25 protein-coding genes are annotated in these 21,911 nt (G+C 52.3%); 16 read left to right on the top strand and 9 right to left on the bottom strand.

The genetic code is table 11. The features are described 5' to 3' along the window. The first annotated feature begins 255 nt into the window (after nucleotides 1–255). The 9 genes from ACFFK0_RS07170 (at nucleotide 256) to ACFFK0_RS07130 (ending at nucleotide 7,019) form a co-directional block, all read left to right on the top strand. Nucleotides 256–795 carry a histidine phosphatase family protein gene (locus tag ACFFK0_RS07170; protein ID WP_377469360.1) on the top strand — a complete coding sequence of 180 codons (540 nt, stop codon included), beginning with the start codon at nucleotides 256–258 and terminating at the stop codon, nucleotides 793–795. A gap of 216 nt (nucleotides 796–1,011) precedes the next feature. Beyond that, nucleotides 1,012–2,232: an MFS transporter gene (locus tag ACFFK0_RS07165; RefSeq protein ID WP_377469480.1), complete on the top strand. Its 1,221-nt coding sequence runs from the start codon at nucleotides 1,012–1,014 to the stop codon at nucleotides 2,230–2,232. 92 nt (nucleotides 2,233–2,324) lie between these two features. Next, nucleotides 2,325–2,486, top strand: coding sequence for a hypothetical protein (locus ACFFK0_RS07160; RefSeq protein ID WP_377469359.1), 162 nt, complete (start codon nucleotides 2,325–2,327; stop codon nucleotides 2,484–2,486). 79 nt (nucleotides 2,487–2,565) lie between these two features. Next, on the top strand, nucleotides 2,566–3,333 hold the full coding sequence (locus tag ACFFK0_RS07155; RefSeq protein WP_377469357.1) for an isocitrate lyase/PEP mutase family protein: 768 nt from the start codon (nucleotides 2,566–2,568) through the stop codon (nucleotides 3,331–3,333). Nucleotides 3,334–3,460: 127 nt separating this feature from the next. Further along, a complete protein-coding gene (locus tag ACFFK0_RS07150) occupies nucleotides 3,461–3,928 on the top strand; it encodes an arsenate reductase/protein-tyrosine-phosphatase family protein (protein WP_377469355.1) in 468 nt (155 codons plus the stop codon). A gap of 72 nt (nucleotides 3,929–4,000) precedes the next feature. After that, on the top strand, nucleotides 4,001–4,309 hold the full coding sequence (locus ACFFK0_RS07145) for a PadR family transcriptional regulator (protein WP_377469354.1): 309 nt from the start codon (nucleotides 4,001–4,003) through the stop codon (nucleotides 4,307–4,309). Nucleotides 4,310–4,352: 43 nt separating this feature from the next. Further along, on the top strand, nucleotides 4,353–5,558 hold the full coding sequence (locus ACFFK0_RS07140; RefSeq protein WP_377469353.1) for a chromate transporter: 1,206 nt from the start codon (nucleotides 4,353–4,355) through the stop codon (nucleotides 5,556–5,558). A 28-nt stretch (nucleotides 5,559–5,586) separates the two neighbouring features. Next, entirely contained in the window at nucleotides 5,587–5,796 is a 210-nt protein-coding gene (locus ACFFK0_RS07135) for a hypothetical protein (protein WP_377469352.1), read from the top strand. Between the two features lie 395 nt (nucleotides 5,797–6,191). Next, nucleotides 6,192–7,019, top strand: a complete 828-nt coding sequence (locus ACFFK0_RS07130) for a peptidoglycan-binding domain-containing protein (RefSeq protein ID WP_377469351.1) — start codon at nucleotides 6,192–6,194, stop codon at nucleotides 7,017–7,019. A gap of 229 nt (nucleotides 7,020–7,248) precedes the next feature. On the opposite strand, the gene ACFFK0_RS07125 is transcribed toward ACFFK0_RS07130, so the two are convergent. Next, nucleotides 7,249–8,940, bottom strand: coding sequence for a methyl-accepting chemotaxis protein (locus tag ACFFK0_RS07125; RefSeq protein ID WP_377469350.1), 1,692 nt, complete (start codon nucleotides 8,938–8,940; stop codon nucleotides 7,249–7,251). Further along, the gene (locus ACFFK0_RS07120; protein ID WP_377469348.1) at nucleotides 8,937–10,271 is read right to left on the bottom strand and encodes an ABC transporter substrate-binding protein; all 1,335 of its coding nucleotides are present in this window, start codon (nucleotides 10,269–10,271) and stop codon (nucleotides 8,937–8,939) included. Before ACFFK0_RS07120 ends, ACFFK0_RS07125 begins: the two co-directional genes overlap by 4 nt. 419 nt (nucleotides 10,272–10,690) lie before the next feature. Here ACFFK0_RS07120 and ACFFK0_RS07115 point away from each other — a divergent pair, with 419 nt between their 5' ends. The 5 genes from ACFFK0_RS07115 (at nucleotide 10,691) to ACFFK0_RS07095 (ending at nucleotide 15,359) form a co-directional block, all read left to right on the top strand. Next, entirely contained in the window at nucleotides 10,691–11,716 is a 1,026-nt protein-coding gene (locus tag ACFFK0_RS07115; protein ID WP_377469347.1) for a peroxiredoxin family protein, read from the top strand. A 24-nt stretch (nucleotides 11,717–11,740) separates the two neighbouring features. Beyond that, the gene (locus ACFFK0_RS07110; RefSeq protein WP_377469346.1) at nucleotides 11,741–13,297 is read left to right on the top strand and encodes a GAF domain-containing sensor histidine kinase; all 1,557 of its coding nucleotides are present in this window, start codon (nucleotides 11,741–11,743) and stop codon (nucleotides 13,295–13,297) included. A 29-nt stretch (nucleotides 13,298–13,326) separates the two neighbouring features. After that, entirely contained in the window at nucleotides 13,327–13,974 is a 648-nt protein-coding gene (locus tag ACFFK0_RS07105) for a response regulator (RefSeq protein ID WP_377469345.1), read from the top strand. Nucleotides 13,975–14,148: 174 nt separating this feature from the next. Further along, on the top strand, nucleotides 14,149–14,703 hold the full coding sequence (locus tag ACFFK0_RS07100) for an NADPH-dependent FMN reductase (protein ID WP_377469344.1): 555 nt from the start codon (nucleotides 14,149–14,151) through the stop codon (nucleotides 14,701–14,703). 125 nt (nucleotides 14,704–14,828) lie between these two features. Further along, nucleotides 14,829–15,359: an HXXEE domain-containing protein gene (locus ACFFK0_RS07095; protein ID WP_377469343.1), complete on the top strand. Its 531-nt coding sequence runs from the start codon at nucleotides 14,829–14,831 to the stop codon at nucleotides 15,357–15,359. A 454-nt stretch (nucleotides 15,360–15,813) separates the two neighbouring features. Here ACFFK0_RS07095 and ACFFK0_RS07090 read toward each other — a convergent pair whose 3' ends face one another. From ACFFK0_RS07090 to ACFFK0_RS07075, 4 genes are read right to left on the bottom strand one after another with little or no spacing between them, the layout of a single operon-like run. Beyond that, entirely contained in the window at nucleotides 15,814–15,951 is a 138-nt protein-coding gene (locus tag ACFFK0_RS07090) for a hypothetical protein (RefSeq protein ID WP_377469342.1), read from the bottom strand. A 26-nt stretch (nucleotides 15,952–15,977) separates the two neighbouring features. Beyond that, nucleotides 15,978–17,642, bottom strand: a complete 1,665-nt coding sequence (locus ACFFK0_RS07085) for a b(o/a)3-type cytochrome-c oxidase subunit 1 (RefSeq protein ID WP_377469341.1) — start codon at nucleotides 17,640–17,642, stop codon at nucleotides 15,978–15,980. A 17-nt stretch (nucleotides 17,643–17,659) separates the two neighbouring features. Beyond that, complete coding sequence (locus ACFFK0_RS07080) at nucleotides 17,660–18,157, bottom strand: cytochrome c oxidase subunit II (RefSeq protein WP_377469339.1); 498 nt, start codon at nucleotides 18,155–18,157, stop codon at nucleotides 17,660–17,662. Between the two features lie 35 nt (nucleotides 18,158–18,192). Next, nucleotides 18,193–18,312, bottom strand: coding sequence for a cytochrome c oxidase subunit 2A (locus ACFFK0_RS07075; protein ID WP_377469337.1), 120 nt, complete (start codon nucleotides 18,310–18,312; stop codon nucleotides 18,193–18,195). A 231-nt stretch (nucleotides 18,313–18,543) separates the two neighbouring features. Between ACFFK0_RS07075 and ACFFK0_RS07070 the strand changes: the two genes are divergently transcribed. Then, complete coding sequence (locus tag ACFFK0_RS07070; RefSeq protein ID WP_377469336.1) at nucleotides 18,544–18,894, top strand: RNA polymerase sigma factor; 351 nt, start codon at nucleotides 18,544–18,546, stop codon at nucleotides 18,892–18,894. A 29-nt stretch (nucleotides 18,895–18,923) separates the two neighbouring features. Then, the gene (locus ACFFK0_RS07065) at nucleotides 18,924–19,091 is read left to right on the top strand and encodes a hypothetical protein (RefSeq protein WP_377469334.1); all 168 of its coding nucleotides are present in this window, start codon (nucleotides 18,924–18,926) and stop codon (nucleotides 19,089–19,091) included. 71 nt (nucleotides 19,092–19,162) lie between these two features. On the opposite strand, the gene ACFFK0_RS07060 is transcribed toward ACFFK0_RS07065, so the two are convergent. The 3 genes from ACFFK0_RS07060 to ACFFK0_RS07050 all read right to left on the bottom strand — a co-directional run bounded on the left by ACFFK0_RS07060 (nucleotide 19,163) and on the right by ACFFK0_RS07050 (nucleotide 21,806). Beyond that, nucleotides 19,163–19,870, bottom strand: a complete 708-nt coding sequence (locus tag ACFFK0_RS07060; RefSeq protein WP_377469333.1) for a phosphodiester glycosidase family protein — start codon at nucleotides 19,868–19,870, stop codon at nucleotides 19,163–19,165. 919 nt (nucleotides 19,871–20,789) lie between these two features. Next, on the bottom strand, nucleotides 20,790–21,206 hold the full coding sequence (locus ACFFK0_RS07055; RefSeq protein WP_377469332.1) for a hypothetical protein: 417 nt from the start codon (nucleotides 21,204–21,206) through the stop codon (nucleotides 20,790–20,792). A 48-nt stretch (nucleotides 21,207–21,254) separates the two neighbouring features. Beyond that, nucleotides 21,255–21,806 (bottom strand): acyltransferase family protein, encoded by a 552-nt coding sequence (locus tag ACFFK0_RS07050; RefSeq protein ID WP_377469331.1) that lies wholly within the window; start codon nucleotides 21,804–21,806, stop codon nucleotides 21,255–21,257. Nucleotides 21,807–21,911: the final 105 nt, after the last annotated feature.

Raw genomic sequence — 21,911 nt, 5'->3', positions numbered from 1 at the left:
ATACAAATAAAGGAAAATCATTTCCTTTGTCGTATATAGAGGAAGTACCGGCTAATCTATGTTCAAACAAAGGGGACACCTGCTTTGAGCAAAAAGGTAGATAATAAAAAAGACTATAAGCAACTCTATATGCCATAAGCAGTGCCGGAAATTGAAATTTATTTGTCGGATCCCCGTATGACCGAGCCTTCAAAGTTGAAGACAGTGTTAAAATTTCCTGTCAGCAAATTGTAGGAGGGGACTATCATAGAAAATATGTATATCATCCGTCATTGTAAAGCTATAGGACAGGCTCCTGAAGCAGAGCTAACGAGAGAAGGATTTGAACAGGCTCATGAGCTTGCTGATTTTCTGATTGATAGTGGAATCGACATAATCGTTTGCAGTCCCTACTTGAGAGCCATTCAATCCATCCAGCCTCTAGCCGAACGGCTGAATTTGGAAATCACCGTAGAAGAACGCTTGTCCGAAAGGATTCTAAGCAGGGAAAATCTCCCCGACTGGCTGGATCAGCTACGCGCTAGTTTTACTGATTTGGACCGATGTCTTCCAGGCGGCGAATCAAGCCGCGATGCTATGAAACGGATAACATCAGTTTTTGATGAGCTCAGTGCCACAAGACATAAGAATATCGCTTTAGTCACTCACGGGAATTTGATGGCTCTTCTTTTGAAGAATTTTGATAGCCATTTCGGCTTTGAACAATGGCAGGGTCTTTCGAATCCTGACGTATATCGGATTTCTGGACTAGACTATATACCAATTATTCAAAGGGTTTGGACTTTGTCTTCCTAAAAGCGATAGAAAGAATCGTAAATAAGAAGCCATATAAGGTAGAATTGTTTTGGAGCTGTATTCTTTTTTCTCTCATCATGTGGAGCATTAGCGTATCTGCATTACTTAAATAGTGTGCACCTCTCCTCAATTCCGGAAAGTCTCACTTACCGGCTGCAGGTCACTCAGACAAGATAACGAGTTAGGAGATCATAAAGAGTGGAAAAAAGTGCAGGCATGCCCAACAAAATTTACGCCATGCAGCTGGCAACCATCTTTATCGGATTTGTCATCTTCGGATTCTCGGAAAATATCAAAGGACCGGCAATACCCCGCATTCAATTTGACTTTATGTTGAATGAATCCCAGCTGGGCACTTTATTATCTTTGAATGCCCTTGGTTATTTGATAGCTTGTTCCTTTACTGCTCATTTGACCAAAATATGGGGGATCAAATCGGTCACCATTGCCGCATTCACCTCTATGGCCGTATCCGGCATCCTCATCTATTTCTCCCATTATTACTCTATGTTCTCGGGATCGTATTTTTTGATGTATATCGGCAATGGGATGCTGGAGATTGGTCTGGCTATTCTAAGCGCCCGGATTTTCGTGAGCAACACGGGGATGATGATGAATATGACGCATGGCTTTTACGGCCTCAGCTCAACTGTCGCTCCGCTTATTGCTACAGGACTGATGAAGGTAACGATTAGTGGCCACACGCTGGATTGGCGCGGGATGTACCTGGTGATGCTGCTATTGTCAGTCATTCCGATTGTGATTGCTTTGTTCAGTACGTTCCCGGGAGATGACATCTCGCATGGAGACCGTATTCCGTTAAAAGTCTTGCTGAGAGATCGGGCATTATGGCTAATAGTGCTGGTGCTGACGTTTGGAGTTGTATCTGAAATGGCCGTCGGCGGCTGGCTCGTTAACTTTCTGGAGAAAGCTTATAGCTGGGATAACGTTAATGCTTCCGGCATGTTGTCTATCTTTTTCTTATGCTTCGCACTGGCCCGGCTATTGCTGGGTCCATTAACAGATCGGATGGGGTTTGTATTTTCCCTCATTATTTTCTCGGGGTTTTCAGCTTTATGTACCATAGCTGCAATATTAGGTGGAGAAAGTGTCGCTTTCCTGTTTGCTGCTTCCGGTATAGGCATTGCGATGATTTATCCGACAGTGATGGCTTTTATCGCGAAGAGATATCCGAAGGGGAGTGATACGGCTATCACCTTCACGGTAACGTTAATGGGGCTGGGCAGTGTGATAGGCAATTACCTCATCGGGGGAGTCACGGAGCTCGTCAAACATATGGTTGGTGAGAGTTCGCCAACAAGCCTGCTTCGCGGACTTCAAGCCGGCTACGGCTTCATTGGATTATGTGCAGCATTATGCGCCATAACCGGACTGATTTTATACGTGTATTTATATAAGAGAAAGGAAGTCATCTAAATCATAATAACCTGATTAAAGCTGCATTTGAATTGGCTTTTCCTTGTGCCTCAGCTGAGGAGGTAAAAAGGCCATTCAGGAAGGGAATATCCATGAAATTTTCGCAGAGCGAGTACCCTATTAACGGAGACGATATTGAGATTTCCAGGGCAACGGCAGATGACTTAAACGCGATATTGGAGCTATGGCTGGAAGCGGCGATTGGTTGGAAGCTAAAGGAATTCGCCAATGGAGACCCAATTCCTTTACTCTAGAAGCAGTCCGGGATCATTATTCCAAGACGGAGTTGTTTGTCGGGAAACGAAAAACGCTATACATGAGGAGGAGAAGAATGTGAGCAAAATTGAACGATTTCAAAGGCTGCACAAATCGGATGAACTGTTGGTGCTTGGAAACGCATGGGATTTACCCTCCGCACGCGTTCTTGAAAAGGCGGGCTTTCAAGCGATCGGTACGACGAGCTGGGGGATAGCCGCCAGCTTAGGGTATACGGACGGGGAGGAAATCGATTTCGAGCTGCAGCTTTCCGTGATTAAACGAATTGTCGATCATGTACAGGTTCCCGTAACGGCTGACATAGAGTCGGGCTATGGACATAACGATGAGATGATTGTCAGTAACGTATTGAAGGTTGCCAATCTAGGGGCGGCCGGCATTAACATTGAAGATTCGATGAAGGGTGCAACGGGGCTTAAGCAGCTCTCGGATCAATGCCGTCTTCTCACAAAAATAAGAGAGGCCTTAGAGAATCACGGTTTCAGTGACTTTTTTATCAACGCTCGGATCGACGCTTATCTGTTAAACGTAGATCCGCTGAACGAGACGCAAACACGGACCAAGGAGTATGTGGAGAGCGGTGCCTCGGGGATCTTCGTGCCCGGACTAAAGCATGACGAAGAGATCAAAACGATTGCATCCTGCACATCGGCCGCACTCAATGTAATGGCGCTTCCCGGCCTTGCCAGCTTTGAAAGGTTGCAGGAGCTGGGAGTCCGACGTTTGAGTTTGGGCGGTACCTTGTATCGGAAAATGGCTTCATTACTGCAGCAATGTGCGGAAGAGATGCTTGGTTCTCGCGATAGCTCCATCTTATTCGAATAACGGGGTACCATCCTATTCCCGACGGAACAAGGATGTCACCGATTCATCAAAAGTTAACTTTCAATTACACAATTCACGTAGTACCATAATATCGAAAACCGATATCAGTAAGATGGAGGGAATAATCATGCAACATATTTACTTCCTCTGTTATCATAATCGTTGCCGAAGTCAAATGGCTGAAGCCTTTGCAAAACATTATACAAATGAGATTTTGGCGGTTGATAGTGCCGGTATTGAACCTCTTAGCATTCATCCCTTTACAGTCGAAGTCATGAAAGAAATAGGCATCAATATTTCCAACAACTCGTCTAAAAAACTCGATTTCAAAACCTTCACTCGCTCAAATTGTATTATTAATATTGGGAACAGAATTATAGAGAAAAGCAATGTGATATCCCTTGGACAATCATTCGGAATATATAGCGATCATTGGGATATCCACAATCCAATACCTAAGGACGGAAAAGAGGCTGACATTACAGATTTTCGAAAAGTCAGAGATTCCATTCATCGGGAAGTTCTTTCTTTGTTTCATTTATTTGGTGTGCCTTATCACAAAGATAAGGTAGTAAACGACCTTCAACTTTCATGAAACGGATAGAACGACGATGAATGACACCTTTGATATCGGAAGCCGATATCGATTTTAGTTAGGTGATGCCCAATGGAGGATCAAGTTTATCGAAGGTTATTTTTGGGTTTTATTCAGATTCATATTTTACATCATGCCCAGGAAGAACCCCTATACGGATCGCGGATGTTGGAGGAATTAAAAGAACACGGCTATTCACTAAGCGCAGGTACATTGTATCCTTTATTGCGCACGATGGAAGTAAACGGTCTGCTTGAAAGGGAGGATCGCAACATAGAGGGTAAAATACGAAAGTATTATCGGACAACGGAAAAAGGATCGGCCGTACTTTCGGAAGCAAAAAAGAAAGCGCACGAGTTGTTCAAAGAAATTAAGGATTAGACGAATAGGACATCGGAAATATGAAATGAGGTTGTGAAAACATATGCAAGAAAATGATTCAGCCATAAAAGAAGCTCCAAAAGGAACCGTTCCGGAAGTACTTGGAGCCTCATTAATGCTTGGGCTCACTTCGTTTGGCGGCCCCATTGCGCACTTAGGATACTTTCGCGAAGAATACGTAAACCGGAGAAAATGGCTTGATGAGAAAAGCTATGCTGACCTGGTTGCACTTTGCCAGTTCCTTCCCGGGCCAGCAAGCAGCCAGGTGGGCATTTCAATTGGAATCATGCGTGCTGGATTACTCGGAGGAATCGCATCTTGGATCGGATTTACTCTCCCCTCCGCGATAGCCCTGATGCTTTTCGCCTTAGTTTTGCGTGGTTATGACTTGGGGAATGCCGGTTGGCTTCATGGGCTGATGATCGTAGCGGTTGCAGTAGTCACGCAGGCTGTTTGGGGCATGGCTAGAAGTCTTGCACCTGATCGGATTCGAGGAACAGTTGCAATAGTAACGGCCATAATTACCTTATTGTGGCCTTCTGCATATGGCCAACTCTTCATTATTGTGCTTGCCGGTCTGTTTGGAGGGTTATTTTTACCCAAAGATAACGTTCCTGAGAGACCCAAAATAGCTTTTGGCATAAGCAAACGCACAGCCATAGTTTCGTGGTGTTTGTTCTTGGGCCTTTTAATTGGTTTGCCGCTATTGAGGCAAGTCAGCCAATCTGACTGGCTCGCCATATTCGACAGCTTTTATCGTGTCGGTTCGCTTGTATTTGGCGGCGGTCATGTCGTTCTTCCGATGATTCAAGCCGAAGTAGTCCCTCCTGGTTGGGTTACTGATTCACAATTCCTGGCAGGATATGGCGCCGTTCAGGCCGTACCCGGTCCATTATTTACTTTTTCTGCGTACTTAGGGGCGGTAATGAACGGTTGGTCAGGTGCTCTTGTTGCTTTACTTGCTATGTTTTTGCCATCGTTTTTGCTTGTTATTGGCTCATTGCCCTTCTGGGATGTAATTCGTAACCGGCCCAATTTTCAGTCTATACTTAAAGGGATCAACGCTGCAGTGGTCGGTATCTTACTTGCTGCCTTGTATAATCCGGTATGGACGAGTGCCATTCATAATCCATATGACTTTAGTCTCGCCATCGCTGCCTTTGGTTTGTTGATGCTATGGAAACTGCCCCCATGGGTAGTTGTATTATTTTCCGCTGTTGCGGGAGAAATCGTTTCTATGTTCAACTAAACCTGATGGGACTGGAATTCCGAAAAGCTTGAATTACATTAGTATGAATGAAGCGGCCGATAATGCAGCCGGTATGAGTATCAGCGATAAAATGAGAGAGGAGCTCGAGAGCAAAGGTCAAGGTAACTCGCTCGTGCAATCGGCGGAAGAATCCTTGAACCAATCCAAAGAATTGCTGAAGCGCCTGAGCGATCAATATCAACGGACAATCGTTCAAGCTCAAGATCAAAATCAATAATTCGGGAAAAAAGCGGCATTCCGGACGACGTCCGGGTGCCGCTTTTTTGTTGATGGTGCACTAACTTGATGATTCTCTCCAGGATCGTTTGGTTGGCCCATGCATGGTATTTATACATTTCTGCAGGATGGTTCGTCATTCGTATCGACTCTCTCATCATATGCGGATTTGAGACAGTTCTTTGACGTCGATTTATTGGCATGTGGGGACACAATCGCTTTCAGTATGAGTCATTTACAGATAATAAACCGATTTAGACACATTCCAACAAATGTCGCTATTTCAAATTAATGGGTTACATGATAGAATCCAAATTGTGAAAGGTAGGTTCAAAGATTAGCCAAAGTAGGTGTAACTTACCAGTTTTCAAGAGTTAAAAATGGGAGAGTGAAATCATGCGTTTCGGTAAAAAAATGTGGATCACAACAGCTCTTTCGGGCACAGCGGCGATCATGATTACATCCAGCGCGATGGCGGCAGCGGGTCATTCGAATGTCGCTGCGGTCGGTACGTCGAGCTCCAACAGCTTCTATGGCGTGAGCTACCAATCCACGTATTCGTTTGGCCAAACTCATACCCAAATCGGCATTCTTAAGAACAATCTGAAGGCTTGGAGAGCGTACGGCTCAAATGAAAGCTATTTTACCGGCGTTGCCCAAATTACTAGCACTACGAATTACTTCGATCAGGCGACAGTGGATAACCTGAAGGTATTTCAAAGAGTGAAGGGCTTGACGGCTGACGGCATCTACGGAGCGGCCAGCCGCAATGCGATGCATGCCGCTATCGGCTCGTCGCCGAAAGGGTATGTTCGCGTCGGCAATAGTTCCTACTATATTAACTACAACGACACAGCTACCGGACTTTCCGGAGATAGCACTTATAAGCTCGATCATAGCTATGTGACGCCTTCGACGCTGACGACAATCGGCCAGGTCGCCCAGAGCTTCTATTCCAGCTATGCCAAGAAGCTGGAAATCAATGACGCCAGCTTAATCGACGGCGCCGATACGCCGGAGCACAGCTCGCACCAGGACGGCAAGTCCGTCGATATCCGCAATGCCGGCATGACGGCGGCGCAAGAGAAGAAGTTCCTTGAAATTGCCGTAGCCAATGCCAACGTGTCCAAGGTTTTATTCTACACCAATCATGGATTGACAAGCACGAAGATTGAGGTGCGGGCGGATCACGCGGATCACTTCCATTTGTCGACTGTTCAATAATCAACATATACGATATCGCGGTACTGTCGGGGAGAAACCCCGACTTTTTTTTGAACAGGCGGTGAAAAAATTTCAAGTCGGCATATCCGACGGCGGCGGCAAGCTCCCTTGTGCTGCGGCGGCTGCCGGTCAGCAGTCTGTTAGCGGCATCCATGCGGATGCTCTGCATTTTTGATACTTTGAGATAAGCGCCAAAACAAATGGCCGGAGGGCGAATGCCTCCGGTTCTTTATTTGACCTTGAACTTGGCGGTCAGATTCAGCAGCTCCTCCGACATCGCGGACAACGCTTCGGCGGAGCCGGTGATCTCTTCCATCGTAGCCAGCTGCTCTTCAGCGGAGGCCGACAATCCTTGCGAGCCTTCCGCAGCGGCTGACGTCACCTCGGATATATCCTCGAATGCCGAGACAAGCGATTGCGTGCCGTCCGCCATCATGTTGGCCGCGGTCGATACATGCTTGATTTTCGCCTCGACGGCTTGGATCACTTGTTGAATGTGGGTGAACGAATCGCCGGCCAGTTGTACCGTCTGAATTCCGGATTGCACTTCCTGCTCGCCTCTTGCGACAATGTCGACGGTGTTGGCTGTTTCGGCTTGAATCGTGCCGATGACCTCGGCAACCTTCTTGCCGGATTGCGCGGTTTGCTCGGCCAATTTCCGCACTTCCGAAGCAACGACGGCAAACCCGCGGCCCGCTTCTCCGGCGCGTGAGGCTTCGATGGCGGCATTCAATGACAGGAGGTTGGTTTGTCTGGCGATCCCCGTAATGAAGCTGATGATCGTATCGATCTCTTTCGATTTCTCCCCCAAACTGCGGACGACACCGGAAATTTCCGAGACGTTGTACTGAATGGAAGCCATTTGCTGAATGGCCGTGTTTACCGCATCGGTACCCGCCGTCACCGTTTGAGAAGCAATCTCTGCAGCTGCCGATACGTCGGCCGCGCTTTCGGCAATAAGCCGGGATTGTTCGTTGATGCTGCCGAGCATTTGGAAGCTTTGATGAATGCTGCCGACTTGCGTTTGCGCGCCAAGCGCGAGCTGCTCGGTGATCTGGGCAATATGCTCCGACGCCTTGCTTGTCTGCGCCGCCCCGGCCGTAAGCTCCTCCGAGGACGCCGCTACTTGTTCGGCGTGCAAACCGACCTCGAAAATCAGCTTGCGCAGGTTATGGACCATCGTGTCAAACGCTTTGGCCAATTCCCCGACTTCATCCCGGTTGCGAATATCGGAACGGGTGACTGTCAGATCGCCCTCGGCGATTCTGACAGCCATGCCATGCAGCTTCATGACCGGTACGGAGATCATGCGGGAAATGAAGTATGAAGCAAGTACGCCGATCACGGCTCCGATGACGACAATGAGAATGAGCAGATTTCGTGTAGCATCGGACTGTTGAACGGTTTTGGCCACAGTATCGTTGAGCCGGTTCTGCTCGTCATTCACGAACTTTTGCGAGATTTGGCTGAACTTGGTGAAAATAATCGCTTGATCCTTCATGATCTTCGAATAGCCGGCTGTGTCGTTATTCCTTTTGGCATTGATCATTTGGTCAGCCGCGATAACGAATTGGTCCTGCATCAAATCGAGTCCTTGCAGGATTTGCCACCGGTCCGGGTCGGTCGCAAGCTGATCGAGCTTTCTTTTGTTTACGGCAAACTCCCTGCGCGCCTGATTGTAGGCTTCCAGATGCTCGGGGGCTCCGGAGATGAGAAAATCCCCTACGCTGGAGTGCTCCTTCTCGACGCTGATCGTCATGTCTTTAATCAAATTGACGATAACGGCATCCCGATTGATGACATCTACATAAGACCGGTTCAGTTTCACAATGCAGTAATAGCCGATTCCCGATATCAGCAGCATAACAGCCAGGATCGTGCCAAAACCTATATAAAGTTTGCTGCGAAGCGTCATGTTCATGGTTCGTTACTCACTTTCTCATCCGCAAAAATTTGGTTCGCCGATTCTCTGTACGTTTGGGCGGCTTGCTCCGGGGTCAGAGCATTGCTGCCGACAGCGAGAAATTGAATGTTAAAGACGTTCGAGATCGTCGTGGCGGCTCTTGGTGCCGGAGGATCGATCGGTTTCGAGCGCGTCTTGATGTAATCGACGAATGTAAACGCCTCTTTGCGGCCGTCGTCAGCTTTTTTCAGCAGCTCGTCGTAAACCTTCTTGGAGATCGGCACCCCGCGTTCGGCGTTTAAGATCGAGTTGGCTTCCAGGTCGTTGGTGATGAAATCGATAAACTTGACGGCCTCTTCCTTGTGCTTGGAGTAGGACGAGACGGAAATGAACATGGACGGCTTGATGTAATGCCCTTCCTGATTCGAATCGATCTTCGGCAAGGCGAGCATTTTCAGTTTGGCGATACCGAAGTCGTTCAGAGGCCCGACCATGTTCGAATATAAGGTCAGGAAAGCATGTTTCCCGGTCAATAGCGGATGATTCTTATCGTTGGCAACCGGTGTGCTGATCAAGAGGTCGCCGACCAAGCCTTCGCTCCGCCACTTCTGGTACGTTGCAAAATAATCGGTCATGATCCGGTCATTATCATAACCTAATGAAGTTCCGTCGGTGCTGTAAAGGGACTTTCCTTTAGCTCTCATATAATAAACCGGATCGATCATCGAGCCCAACGGGACGAATCCCGGTGTCTTGACCTTGGTTTTAAGCTCCTTCAAAGTGGCATATAAGTCATCGATCGTATAGCCTTCCTTGGGTACCTGGACTTTGTATTTCGCGAGCAGATCGGCGTTGTACATAAAGGCTTGAACATTGTTGCCGAGATTGACGGCGTAAAGCTGGCCGTCCTTGTCTTTGCCTGGAGCGAGGTACAGCGGTTCGACATCGGACAAATTCAACGTTTTGGCTTCGACATACGGGTTCAGCGGTTCTAACAGCTTTCTGTTAATGTAGTTGAAAATAAAAGAGTAATCGCCCTGGATCAGGTCGGGCATTTGCTGCTCCGCGGTGCTGATGGTCAGGTCTCGAGCCAAATCCAGATAGGACGTGTAAGCTTGAGGTTCGATTTTCACGTTAGGGTATTTCTTCTGGTACAAGTCGATCGCTTTCAACGTTGCTTCTTTGCGCTGTTCTCCGCCCCACCATACAAATCTCAAAGTTACCTGCTTGGACTCCGCATTCGGTCTCGAAGCCGGTTGGGGGCCTGCTCCCGGGCTGCAGCCCAAGACGCCTACTAGCAAAGCGGATAAAATGATGATGGATGCTGCTAACCGTACGTTCTTAATCACAAGTCTCACCTTTCTATTATTTTTGATGGAGCCGGCGGCGATTGCAGGAATACTCACCCGTCTGAATTCCCACAATATGCCACCATAATTGCGCTATTGTAATATACGACAGAAATCGAGCTATTCCTTCAAAAAACAACACATAGATGTATATCATTTACAGTGAATGGAATATGATAGGGGATCGGATACCTATTCAGGATTGCTAGCTGGAAAATATAGTATTACACTGAGAGGAAATATCACAGCAACCATGTCTGGCGAAAGCTTGTCAAGGAGGGACGCTTTCGAACGGTTTACCAAATGGTGGTCGGGAGCTACAATGGAGGAGATAAGTAAGGGGCTCCCCTAAAGGATTCGGAATACGCCCGGGAAGTTAACGTCACTTTCGGGGACTAAGTGAGTCGAGGTGCGTACATGTGAATGCGGTACAGCTCGGCCCGTTCGTGCTTCCCTTTACTTTGCTGCTATGGGCGGGAACGGCCCTGGGAGGCTTCGGGGTGCAGTGGATTCGAACCAGGGGGCATGATGACGCCGCAAACATAAGGCAGCTGCTCTGGAATGCGCTGCTTGTTTGGTTTGCAGGCTGGAAGCTGAGCCAGCTTATCTTCGATGCTTCGGTGTTTCGGGGCAGCTGGGCGGCGCTGTTGTATTTTCACGGCGGTATTCGCGGGGCCTTACTGGCGGCAGCCGGAGCTGCCCTGTATGTGTGGCTGGCGGGCAAGAAGCATGCCGTCGCTATTGAGCGTTTGGCCGACTCGCTATTGATCGCGCTGCTGGGAGGCTATACGTCGTACATCTTGCTTCTGGCCATTTGGGGAGAAGGAAACCGGATGACGCTTACGCTGCTCGTTGTGCTCGGCGCGGTTATGCTCGCGCTTTGGCTGTACCGCGGCCGCACACCCGTGAATGGAAAGGCGGGCATACAACTTGTGCTGACGTTCGTGATCGGGCATATGCTCGTATCGGCTGCAGCCGGCCAGCTGTGGGAGCGTTCGATGAGCGGTGCGGCTGGGGCGGATGTCGGCTTGCGCGTCGGGCAGAGGGCTCCGGATTTTACATTAACCGATACTGCAGGCAATCCGGTTCAGCTGTCCAAGCTGCAGGGGCAGACGGTCGTGCTGAACTTCTGGGCGACGTGGTGCCCGCCCTGCCGGGTGGAGATGCCGGCGCTGCAGCAATTTCACGACAGCCGTAAAGAGTCGGGCGTGATCGTTATCGGCGTTAACGCAACCAACACGGAAGCGGGAGCCGGCGAAGTCGGAAGGTGGCTCGAGCAGAACGGCTACACGTTTCCGGTCGTTTACGACCCGAACGGGGACGTTGTCCGGCTGTACCGCGTTTACGCTTACCCTTCTACATATATCATTGGTCCGGACGGCGTCGTGCGGGAAAAGCATCAAGGCCCGATGAACGAAGTGATGCTGGGCGATGCGGTTCGATAGGATCACATAGGAGCGGATAAGATCATGATGGAACACGGACCGGCGCAGGGCCATGAGCTGCTTCGCGAAATCGCCGAAACGATCAACGGCGCCTATGAGATGGAGCCGATGCTGGACAGCGTCCTGCAGGCGCTGCTGAAGCTGACGGAGCTGGAGGCGGGTTGGATTTTCCTGACGAAGCCGGGAGTGAAGGGGTACCGGTGTGCGGCGGATGCGCAGCTGCCTCCGGCGCTTGAGCATGACGGCAAGCGGCCGATGCGCGAAGGCTGCTGCTGGTGCCTGGACCGGTTTCAAGACGGCCGGCTGCATCATGCGGTTAATATATTGAATTGCAAGAGGCTGGAGGATGCGGTTCGATTCCGCTGGGGAGATACGCGGGGCATCAGCCATCATGCGTCGATTCCGCTTCGTTCCGGCGAGGAGCTGTTCGGAATCTTGAACGTCGCTTCGCCGGGGAAGACGCATTTTACCGCGGAGGAGCTGGCGCTGCTGCAGTCGATTGCGTACCAGATCGGTACGGCGGCGCACCGGATTCGGCTGTATCGGATGGAGCGCAAGCGCGCCGAGCTGTTCGCCCGGCTCGGTCAGGCGGCCCGGCAGATCGGGACGCTGCAGGAGAGCCGGGAGCTGGACGCGGGCATTGTGCGCAGCGTTCGGGAGCACTTGAGCTGGCCGTTCCTTTTGCTGCTGCGCAAGGAGTCTCTGGAGATTGCCGGGGTGCTGCAAGCGGCGTTGTCGGAAAATCGGACGCAGCTGTGGCGCGAAGGCTGCGCCGTCCTGGAGCGATCCGGAGAGCAGTGGCGCAGCGGTGCGGCCGTGCCGGTCGTGCTTCACGGAAAGCCGCTCGGCGTGCTGGCAGCAGGGAGCCCCGATTCCGAGGAGCTGGATGCAATCGATGCGGAGGTGCTGGAAGCGCTGGCGGCCCATGTGGCGCTTGTGTACGACAGCGTGCGGCTGAACGAGAAGAGCCGGGAGCTGGCCCGCTGGGAGGAACGCAACCGGATCGCGCGCGACCTGCATGACTCCGTCTCGCAGATGCTGTTCTCGCTAAGTTTGCATGCGAAGGGGCTTGCTCATGCGCTGCCGGATGCGCCGGAGCAGGCGAAGGAAGCGCTCGCCCAAGTGCAGCGGCTGTCGCAGGCGGCGACCGGCGAAATGCGGGCGATGATCCGGCAGCTGCGGCCGACGGGGCTCGAGGAAGGGCTCTTGACCGGGCTGAAACGCTATGGCGAGCAGATCGGGCTGCGTGTCGCCTTCCGCGCCGAAGAGCTGCGCGGCTTGCCGGAGCGGCTGGAGGACGTGCTGTGGCGCATCGGGCAGGAAGCGCTGAACAACGTTCGCAAGCATGCCGGAACGAATGCGGCGGAAATTGAACTGTCGTATACGGAATGGGAAGTGTGCATGACGGTGACGGACAGCGGCGGGGGACTTCCGCCGGCCGGCAGCGGCGATATGCCGGGGCCGGCTTCCGGCTTAGGCATGACGACGATGCGGGAGCGGGCTGAAGCCGTCGGAGGCACGCTTTCCGTAAAGAGCGGTGCGGAGTTCGGCACGCAGGTAACGGTACGGCTGCCGCTATAGCTGCATCGGATATAAGGGGGACATGGATGATGACCGTACGACCACTGCGTCTGCTGCTTGTCGACGACCATGCGATCGTGAGGCAGGGACTGCATTATTTTCTCGGCTTGCAGGCGGATTTGGAGGTGGCGGGGGAAGCGGCAAACGGGCGCGAGGCGATCGAACAGGCGCGCGAGCTGCAGCCGGACGTCGTGCTGATGGATCTGATCATGCCGGAGCTGAACGGGATTGAGGCGACGAGCATTCTGCGGCAGGAGCATCCGAATATGAAAATTATCGTCCTGACGACGTTCTCCGACCAGGACTATGTGCTGTCGGCAATCAAGGCCGGCGCGAACGGGTACTTGCTGAAGGATATGGAGCCTGAGCAGATCGCCGAGGCGATCCGCCAAGCGCAGCAGGGCTTGCCACAGCTTGACCCGAGAGTCGCGGGACAGCTCATGTCGCATATCGCGGCGCCGCCGCACGTTTCCGCTGCTTCGCCGGAGCGGCTCACCGAGCGGGAGATGGAGGTGCTCCGCCTGATAGCGCAAGGCAGGTCGAACAAAGAAATCGCCGCCGACTGCGGCATATCGGAGAAGACGGTGAAGACACACGTCAGCTCCGTGCTGGCGAAGCTTAACTTGGCCGATCGTACGCAGGCTGCACTGTTTGCGGTCAAGCACGGCTGGGCTTGAAACGGCGGCCGTTTGCGAGGGGCCGGCGGTTATACGACTAAAGTCGTACGACCGGGGGAGTTCGGATGACGGAGCGAAAGAAGGAGACCGGGCCGGACGATTCGCCGACGTCGGAGCCGCACGCAGGTGATATGCTAATAGAAGAAATCACTTAATGAAAGGAACGATGGGAAAATGAAAATCGCTTTGATCGCAGGAAGCAACCGGAGAAACGCAACATCCACGAAGCTGCTGCAGTATATGGAGGGCGTGCTGCGCGGGCGCGGCATCGCGACGACGCTGATCGATCTGTTCGAAACGCCGCTGCCGATGTATTCGCCTGACGCCGAAGTGCTGGACGGCCACACCTCCGCTATGAAACGGGCGGTTGCCGAAGCTGACGCCGTCATTCTGGGAACGCCGGAGTATCACGGCTCGATCTCCGGTGCGCTGAAAAATGCGCTGGACTTCATGGGAGCGGGGGAGTTTTCGGGTAAGCCGGTATTGTCGGTCAGCTCGTCCGGCGGCGCCGTCGGTGTCAGCTCGCTGACACAGCTTCAGGCGATGGTCCGCAATATGCACGGCATTAACAGCCCCGAATGGCTGTCCCTCGGCGGCGACGCCCGCCAGTTCGAGACGGACGGGGCACCGGCGGACGCTGCGATCCGGCAGCGGGTCGAGCGTACGCTCGATAGTCTCGTCGGGCTGGCAGCGCTGCTGCGTCCGCATGCGGGTGCGGTGAGCAAGTAAAGCTGTTATGCGTCACGGCATCATAGCCGTTGTACTCATCATCCGGGCAGACCGTTCTCCGACAAATCCGGAGGCGGTCTGCCTGCGTTTGCGCCGATACTTACCACACGACAAGGAGAACTGCGATGCTGACCTATTTGGACTCGATACTGAGCTTGGAAACCGTCATCTGGCTGCTGCCGGTGACGTTCATGCTGCATGATTTTGAAGAAATCATTTTCGTGGAAGCGTGGTTTCGCCGGAAATATGAACGAGCCGCGCCGCTGGTGCCCGCACGGTTTAGGCGAACCTTCGACGAGATGTCGCGGACGACGGCGGCCCAATTCTCGATTCCGGTGCTCATGCAGTTCATCCTGTATGCGTTAGCGTGCTGGCTGGCTGTCGATCATGAGTGGTACGGCTTGTTTGTCGGGTTCAATGCGCTGTTGCTGCTGCATGTGTTCATGCATGTCGGACAATCGGTCGTCCTTCGCACGTATGCGCTAGGCGTCGGAACGGCGCTTTGCATCACGCTGCCGTATTCGTTGTATGTCTTCTATCGGCTGCTTGACGAAGGGGCGATCCGGTACGGCGACATTGCTGCAAGCCTTCCTTACGGGCTGATCACCGTTGCGGTCGTGCTGCTCGGCCACAAGCTGGCGGCAAAAGTTGTATAATCGTCCGAGCAGCCGCTGAGGTGTGATGGACGGCCGGGCGGGTCCAATGGAGGTCGAGGGGATGGCAGGATGACAAGATCAGACAAACCAAGGTAAGCTTAGCCGGGTTATGCCAAGCTAAGCCTGCCGTATGTCAATGCCACAGCTTCGCCAGCAGACGGAGGACGCCTCTGAAGATGGGCTCCACTGCAATCTCCAGCCATACATCTGCGATTATCTATTCCTTCGTTCGGGGCTAGCGGCCGCAGCCATTGCGTTCGTTCGCTTTCATGTGCATCCACCTCTTCAAACAGGTTACGATTTCGTACGCTCTTGTGCGTGAGCGGTTGCGGATATCTCCTGAAAGACAAAATTAAAGTGAGGCCCGCATGAATAAAAACCATGAAAGCCCCACTAAGACTATTTAACCGGTTCACATCAAGACATGAACGTTTTTGGCTTCACTCACTTATCCCTATTTAATAATGATGCCGTTAAACAAGTGCACGCTGCCGAGCATCAAATTCACGACAAAGTAGCAGACCGGCGAAGCCGCCGCCGTCATGATGACGGCAAGCGGAAGCAGACCTTTAAACCGTTTTTGACTATTCATAAATAAGCACCTCACGATAGTTTAATTTACCAGGTTTTGTAGCCTGGGGAATTGACGCCGTTGTTGATGATGTCGACGACCGGAATCGTATAAGCGATAAATACGAGCACAACGGTAATGCCGATCCAGAGGCTCCAGCGCTCGAACAGCTTCGGAGGCTCTTCCGCTCCGTCCTGCTCTTCGCCGATTGGGAATTCCTCGATCTCGGCGCCCTTCGGCGACCGCAAAATCTCAATAATGATGTACATGAGCAGCAGTATGCCGACGAACAGGATCGAACCGCCAATCGCCATCGCAACATGATACGGAATCCAGCCGGCCGCTTCGACGGCGCCGCCGTAAGTCGTATAGGCTGTACGGCGCGGCGAACCGACCAAGCCGACCGTATGCATCGAGCCGGACATCAGGAACATGCCGATGATCCAGATCCATGTCTGCCATAGGCCGAGCTTGTTGATGCGCGGCGTCATCCTGCGATTCGTGACCGCCGGGATAAGCCAGTAGGCGATACCGAAGAACGTCAGCGCTACGGAGCTTGCGACCGTCAAGTGGAAGTGACCGGTGACCCAAAGCGTGTTGTGCACGACTTGGTCAAGCTGATACGAGGCGTTGATAATGCCGCCCGCGCCGGCCGGGATGAAAATGACCATGCCCATGAACGGAGCGAAGAAGCGGACGTCGCGGAACGGTAACGTCTTGACCCATCCGAACAGTCCTTTCGCCCCCTTCGTCCGTCCGGCCAGTTCAAACGTGGCGAACAGCGAGAACGCGGTCATCAGCGACGGAACGACGACCATCAGCGTCAGCACGACCTGCAGGAACTTCCAGAAGTCCGAAATGCCGGGCTCCATCAGCTGATGGTGGAAGCCGACCGGGATCGAGAAGATGAATAGGAGCAGGAACGACAGGCGGGCGAGGGAATCGCTGTAGATGCGTCCGCCGATAATTTTCGGAATGATGACATACCAGCAGATGTACGCCGGCAGCAGCCAGAAATAGACGAGCGGGTGACCGAAGTACCAGAACAGCGTGCGGCTCAGCAGGACGTTGATCGTATCCACCCAGCCGAACGACCACGGAATGAGCTGAATGAGCACTTCCGCGGCGACGCCGAGCGTGGCGACTTGCCACAGCACCATCGTGACGACGGACATGAACGAGAAGAGCGGTGATTTCCGGCCGGGATTCATTTTGCGCCACACATAATATTGATAGAAAATCCCGTATCCGCTCAGCCACGAGCCGACGACAACGAGCGCCAAAGCGACGTAAAACCACGGAGATGCTTTCATCGGCGCGTAGAACGTGTACAGCACCGTCGCTTTATTGAGCAAAATAAATACGACAGCGATCAGCGTGCCGAAGCCCATGAGCAGGAATCCGGTCCAGCCCAGAGCGAGAGTGCGCGGCAGCAGCTTGCCGGTAGACTTGGAAACCCCGGAGTACAGGAAGCCGATGATGAAGAAGGTCGTGAACACGAGCGCCATAAGCACCCCGTGGGCGGTAAGCAGCTGGTAATAGCCGATGCCGTGCGGCAGCTTCATCGTTCCCCCGCGGACGAGCCCTTGCAGCAGCCCTGCAATGCCGCCCAGCAGCAGCGCGCCGAAGGCGAATAATAGGTGAGTCAGGACGAGCTGGCCGTCATTTTCGTTAAACGGCTGTTCCTTAAGCGGTCGCAGTGATGATTGCATAGCCGGGATTCCCCTTTCTATACGACTTTGATAGTCATTTTCATAGCTTCGTGACCGGTACCGCAGTACTCGTTGCAGAGCACGAGATAGTCGCCGGCCTCGCTGAAGGTGTGAGTCATTCGCGTCACTTCGCCGGGCACCGCCATAAAGTTAACGTTCGTACCCGGAATTTCGAAGCCGTGCACGACGTCTTGGCTCGTTACGGTGAAATGAACCTTCGCCCCCCGCGGAACCTCAATCGGGTCTGGGTTGTAGCCGAATGCGAGCGCAATGACTACCGCTTCGTATTCGCCCTCCCCGATCTGCCGCAAACCCGGCATATCGAACGGCGCCGTCGTCTTCAATTGCGTCGGGACGACCTTCGTTACTTGATGCTCGCCATGTTCGTGCGAGGAATGCGAATTCGCCGGATTGACGCCGAAGGCGAACGCCGCGACACCGGTAAGGAGCAAGAAGACGAGCAGCATGGCGAGGCCGAATCCGATCCAAATTTTTTCCAGACGATGTACATGCATGTGTGTATCCCCCTTGTGAATCGTTCACGATGGTTTTATTGGCGGGCCCAAAACAGCAGGAAGACCAGGACCCAGCTCACGATAATAAATCCGCCCAGCCCCATGACGGCTGCGAACGTACCTTTCAGGGAAGGCTCTTTGTTCGGTTTCGACATCAGGTTCATCCTCCTTCTCGATTTGATCTCATTGTAGTCGCTGGACGGCCGGGTCACTGTGACGAATCTCACACAGAGGCGCGAGTAATTGTGAACCGTTTGTGTACGGCGGCGAGATAGGCCGGCAACTCATTTCGATTCCAAGCGGTTGGAAAACCCACCCGCCTAACAGGGGAAATTCATACGGTAAAAGAGTAAGGCCGATACAACAGAGAAAGGTGGCACATGCGAATGGACAATTTGGACCAATGCGTACAAATGCTCAAAAGAATCGCGTGGAGACTACAGTATCAGGAGAAGAAGCGGCGCAAGAGAGAACGCGTCACGTCTCCCGAGCATTTTCTGTTTTACGGCAATCGCACTTGTTCATTTCAGGATCCGTTATCGGATATCCGCGTGCAGGAATTATTACATCTCGTTACTTCCGACACAGCTAAAGAAATTTTGCGTAAATCGTATCTGGAGGACAAGACCGAGAAGGATATCGCGATCGAAATGCAGATCAGCCAACAGGCGGTGAACAAATGGAAAAAGAAAGGGTTAATGAGCATCCGGCGAACGCTGGCTTCGCAAAGCTCCTAATGCGGTCGAGAAACGGGGATATGGATAGTATGAAGCAGCTGCTGGACATTCTGGATGATGAGATCCGCCGCTTGGCCGACGGGATTCCGATGCCCAAGGAAGATGCGTTGCAGTCGCTCAAATTAACCTTCATGGAAGAGTTGCTCGGTAAAGCACGGAAAGAGGTTCGACAGGAACAACCGGGAAAGAGCAGGTGAGTTAAGCCCGGCGGTCATGGATCGTTATGGAAAATAAAAGTGGTGCCGGCTCTCGGCCGGCACCACTTTTATTATTCAAACCAGTCGATTCCGTATACCCGAACCATGTTGCCGATATAGCGATCGTGAGTAGGGGAACCGTACCAATAGACTTGATTGTCTCTTACGACGCGCATGGCCGTAGAGCCTGATCCGTCGAGTACAATGGAGTTTACGGGGTCCAAGCCGATATTTGTCATGTAGCTTTTGAGCTGAGGGATCGTGACAGAGTTACCATGAGTGACGATCATATACCCATAGCTGCTGTCCCATGCCAGGACCGTGCGCCAAGCCGCCAAGTCGTATGCGGTAACGAGAGTTCCCGAGCCCCAGCTATCCCGGTTATAGTCCATTCCACCGATGACAGCTTTTGCGGTCGGGTAAAGATTCAATACTTGATTCAAATTCGATGCATACATATAGGTGGCTCGAACGACGTTAGATGAATCGGTGTACGAGACAAATGTTTTCCGGGATACGGGATTTGAGCTGGTGCCATTATAAGCGTAGTACGTGGTGTCGTCTTTCCAATAGCTGATAGCCCTCAGTCCGGTAGGGGGATTGTCATAGCCATTATCCGCTGCGAAGAATCCGCCATTGATGCCGATATGCGGCTTCTGGAGCATTTGGGTGTTAATGATTTCGGGCTTTACTCTGGACAGCGCCGTCTTGATAACCGCAAAGACAGGCTTGCCGGCGGGCTGAACGGACCGGAATTCAAACGAATACGGTAATGCCATAGCAATCTCTCCTTTTCTCGTAGCAGTGGTTGTGAGAAGCCAGCGCGCTGAATGTCTTCTCATAAATAAAGGAAGTCATAAAGCGCTTCTTACAACCTGATCATGCCTATTTGCCAAATAAAGAAGATCCGTCCCCGGGAGGCACGGATCTTCTTCTATGTGAGGATTAATTCGGGAGCATCGGCGTATTCATTGCGGTAATAAACCACCACAGAAAGGCGAATGGGAGAAGGCAAGCGATAACGATGAGGAAGAGCGGCACCTTGCTGCTTCGTTTTTTTATCATAATAGGACACCTCGTTTCAATAGGATCTCTACACTATAAAGACGCAGATAAGGTGAGCAATGTTTCGTCAGCATGACCTGGGAAATGATGGAAATGGTCTGCGCCAGGGTGTAGAGAGCTGCGCATATTCCGGAGGATGAACCCGTATTCGAGTACAAGTGCGACTGGACCGTTAGAGTCCGGGAAAACAAGCTCTTGTTCGACCTCTCTGTCATCCGTGAGCTTATCGCGGGACAGAGCGAGTCTATGGAAGGCATCGATAAGCTGTTTGATTTGGAGCGCAACGCCGCCAAGTTCGCGGAACCTCCCCATGGTCTTCAGCGAAAATATAATGGATCAGCGTCCCAGGGTTGAAGGCGATGAGACCGGCGTGCGGATCGAAAGCCGGACCTTTCACCACAAAGCTTACCCAGCTTCTGTTTTCCGGATACACATATCCGTCCAGCCCGGCGTCCTGCAGCAGGGTAATGACGTCTTTCCTATTCGTTTCCGTAAATGATAGCTTGTACTAAACTCGCTCATACGGCTGTTCCTTTCGAAGGATGGATCCCAAATCTATGAATTCATCATAACATAACTCCTGTAAAAAAGAGCCCGGACACCCATCCAAGGAAGAGTGTCCGGTTCTTCGGCTTATTTCACCACGCGTCGATCCCGGCCGAACCCGATAAGTGATTGCAGGAACGGCGGCTCCAGAAGTGGGTGCGCAAGCCCGGCGAAGTGTCTGTGGGACAGTATCAGGAGAAGGCCTGCTCCGAGCAGGAAGGCCAAGCTCATGCGCAGCGGCGCGGTCCAGGATTCATAGATCCCCAAGGCAATGATAGTCTTCAGGAGCAGGCCATGAAAGAGGAACACGTACACAGTTCTTTTTCCCGCATCCGTCCAGCTTCTTGCCGCCCATGGGATGAAGCTCAGGAACGCGATGGAAACGCTCCCCTGCACGGCGTAAAGGACGATCCGTTCCAGGCAGCCCGGCCAGACCGCTGTGCCAAGCTCGCCGTAACCGGCATTTCCATACAAGTAAGCCAGCGGCATGCTGCCGCCGTACATGGCCAACACCGTGAACCATACCAGCGCAAAGCATGCTGCCGATAGTCTTTACCTGCGCAGTGATTGCTGGAAGGTCCGGTCCAAACGAATAGAATAACCGGCCAGAAAGAACGGCAGAAAGACGAAAGTTCGGGATAGGCTAAGCCATGCACCCGAAACCGGTAAGAAGCCTGCGGCGATGCCGAGTCCGACAGCGACGATAATTGGATGCTTCATGCGGATGAACAGAGGCAGCATAGCCCGCCAGCACAGATGGCTGAACAGAAACCACAGCAGCGAGTAGGGCATGAAGAACGAGTGCACGACGCCGTCCGCATGGAACAAGGCGGCATCCATCAGCGAATAGACGGTCTGGAACAGTACGTATTGCCAAGCGATTTCGACCAGGCTGTGCAGGCCGCGGTGGTCGAGGCGAAAATCCTTGGCGAGCAGTCCCATGGCAAACACAAACATCGGGATATGAAAGGTGAAGATAGCCTGATACAGCCATCTAAGGATTCCGCTTCGGTCGATGAGCGGTTCGATGACGTTCGCGATGACGACGAAGGCGATTAAGACGAATTTTACGTTTAATATGAAAGCTTCCGAAGGTTTGCTCACTTTCCCTCACTCCTTGGGACGATTCTGCATGGTTACTTTACGCTTTGCAGTTGCAGCAGGCCGTGACGAAGGTCACAATAGTGCTTATTTTGGCGTGTGATGATT

The sequence above is a fragment of the Paenibacillus chartarius genome (assembly GCF_042432825.1).
In the GTDB taxonomy this organism is placed as follows: Bacteria; Bacillota; Bacilli; order Paenibacillales; family NBRC-103111; genus Gordoniibacillus; species Gordoniibacillus chartarius.
The sequence above is the reverse complement of the archived record's forward strand: the minus strand, read 5'-3'. Positions and strand labels throughout refer to the sequence as shown.

Excerpts from the sequence above, each read along its gene's own strand:
- ACFFK0_RS07170 (WP_377469360.1), top strand. The coding sequence starts at position 256 with ATGTATATCATCCGTCATTGTAAAGCTATAGGACAGGCTCCTGAAGCA.
- ACFFK0_RS07165 (WP_377469480.1), top strand. The coding sequence starts at position 1,012 with ATGCCCAACAAAATTTACGCCATGCAGCTGGCAACCATCTTTATCGGA.
- ACFFK0_RS07160 (WP_377469359.1), top strand. The coding sequence starts at position 2,325 with ATGAAATTTTCGCAGAGCGAGTACCCTATTAACGGAGACGATATTGAG.
- ACFFK0_RS07150 (WP_377469355.1), top strand. The coding sequence starts at position 3,461 with ATGCAACATATTTACTTCCTCTGTTATCATAATCGTTGCCGAAGTCAA.
- ACFFK0_RS07145 (WP_377469354.1), top strand. The coding sequence starts at position 4,001 with ATGGAGGATCAAGTTTATCGAAGGTTATTTTTGGGTTTTATTCAGATT.
- ACFFK0_RS07140 (WP_377469353.1), top strand. The coding sequence starts at position 4,353 with ATGCAAGAAAATGATTCAGCCATAAAAGAAGCTCCAAAAGGAACCGTT.
- ACFFK0_RS07130 (WP_377469351.1), top strand. The coding sequence starts at position 6,192 with ATGCGTTTCGGTAAAAAAATGTGGATCACAACAGCTCTTTCGGGCACA.
- ACFFK0_RS07125 (WP_377469350.1), bottom strand. The coding sequence starts at position 8,940 with ATGAACATGACGCTTCGCAGCAAACTTTATATAGGTTTTGGCACGATC.
- ACFFK0_RS07110 (WP_377469346.1), top strand. The coding sequence starts at position 11,741 with ATGATGGAACACGGACCGGCGCAGGGCCATGAGCTGCTTCGCGAAATC.
- ACFFK0_RS07105 (WP_377469345.1), top strand. The coding sequence starts at position 13,327 with ATGACCGTACGACCACTGCGTCTGCTGCTTGTCGACGACCATGCGATC.
- ACFFK0_RS07100 (WP_377469344.1), top strand. The coding sequence starts at position 14,149 with ATGAAAATCGCTTTGATCGCAGGAAGCAACCGGAGAAACGCAACATCC.
- ACFFK0_RS07095 (WP_377469343.1), top strand. The coding sequence starts at position 14,829 with ATGCTGACCTATTTGGACTCGATACTGAGCTTGGAAACCGTCATCTGG.
- ACFFK0_RS07090 (WP_377469342.1), bottom strand. The coding sequence starts at position 15,951 with ATGAATAGTCAAAAACGGTTTAAAGGTCTGCTTCCGCTTGCCGTCATC.
- ACFFK0_RS07085 (WP_377469341.1), bottom strand. The coding sequence starts at position 17,642 with ATGCAATCATCACTGCGACCGCTTAAGGAACAGCCGTTTAACGAAAAT.
- ACFFK0_RS07080 (WP_377469339.1), bottom strand. The coding sequence starts at position 18,157 with ATGCATGTACATCGTCTGGAAAAAATTTGGATCGGATTCGGCCTCGCC.
- ACFFK0_RS07075 (WP_377469337.1), bottom strand. The coding sequence starts at position 18,312 with ATGTCGAAACCGAACAAAGAGCCTTCCCTGAAAGGTACGTTCGCAGCC.
- ACFFK0_RS07070 (WP_377469336.1), top strand. The coding sequence starts at position 18,544 with ATGGACAATTTGGACCAATGCGTACAAATGCTCAAAAGAATCGCGTGG.
- ACFFK0_RS07065 (WP_377469334.1), top strand. The coding sequence starts at position 18,924 with ATGAAGCAGCTGCTGGACATTCTGGATGATGAGATCCGCCGCTTGGCC.
- ACFFK0_RS07060 (WP_377469333.1), bottom strand. The coding sequence starts at position 19,870 with ATGGCATTACCGTATTCGTTTGAATTCCGGTCCGTTCAGCCCGCCGGC.
- ACFFK0_RS07055 (WP_377469332.1), bottom strand. The coding sequence starts at position 21,206 with ATGTACGGCGGCAGCATGCCGCTGGCTTACTTGTATGGAAATGCCGGT.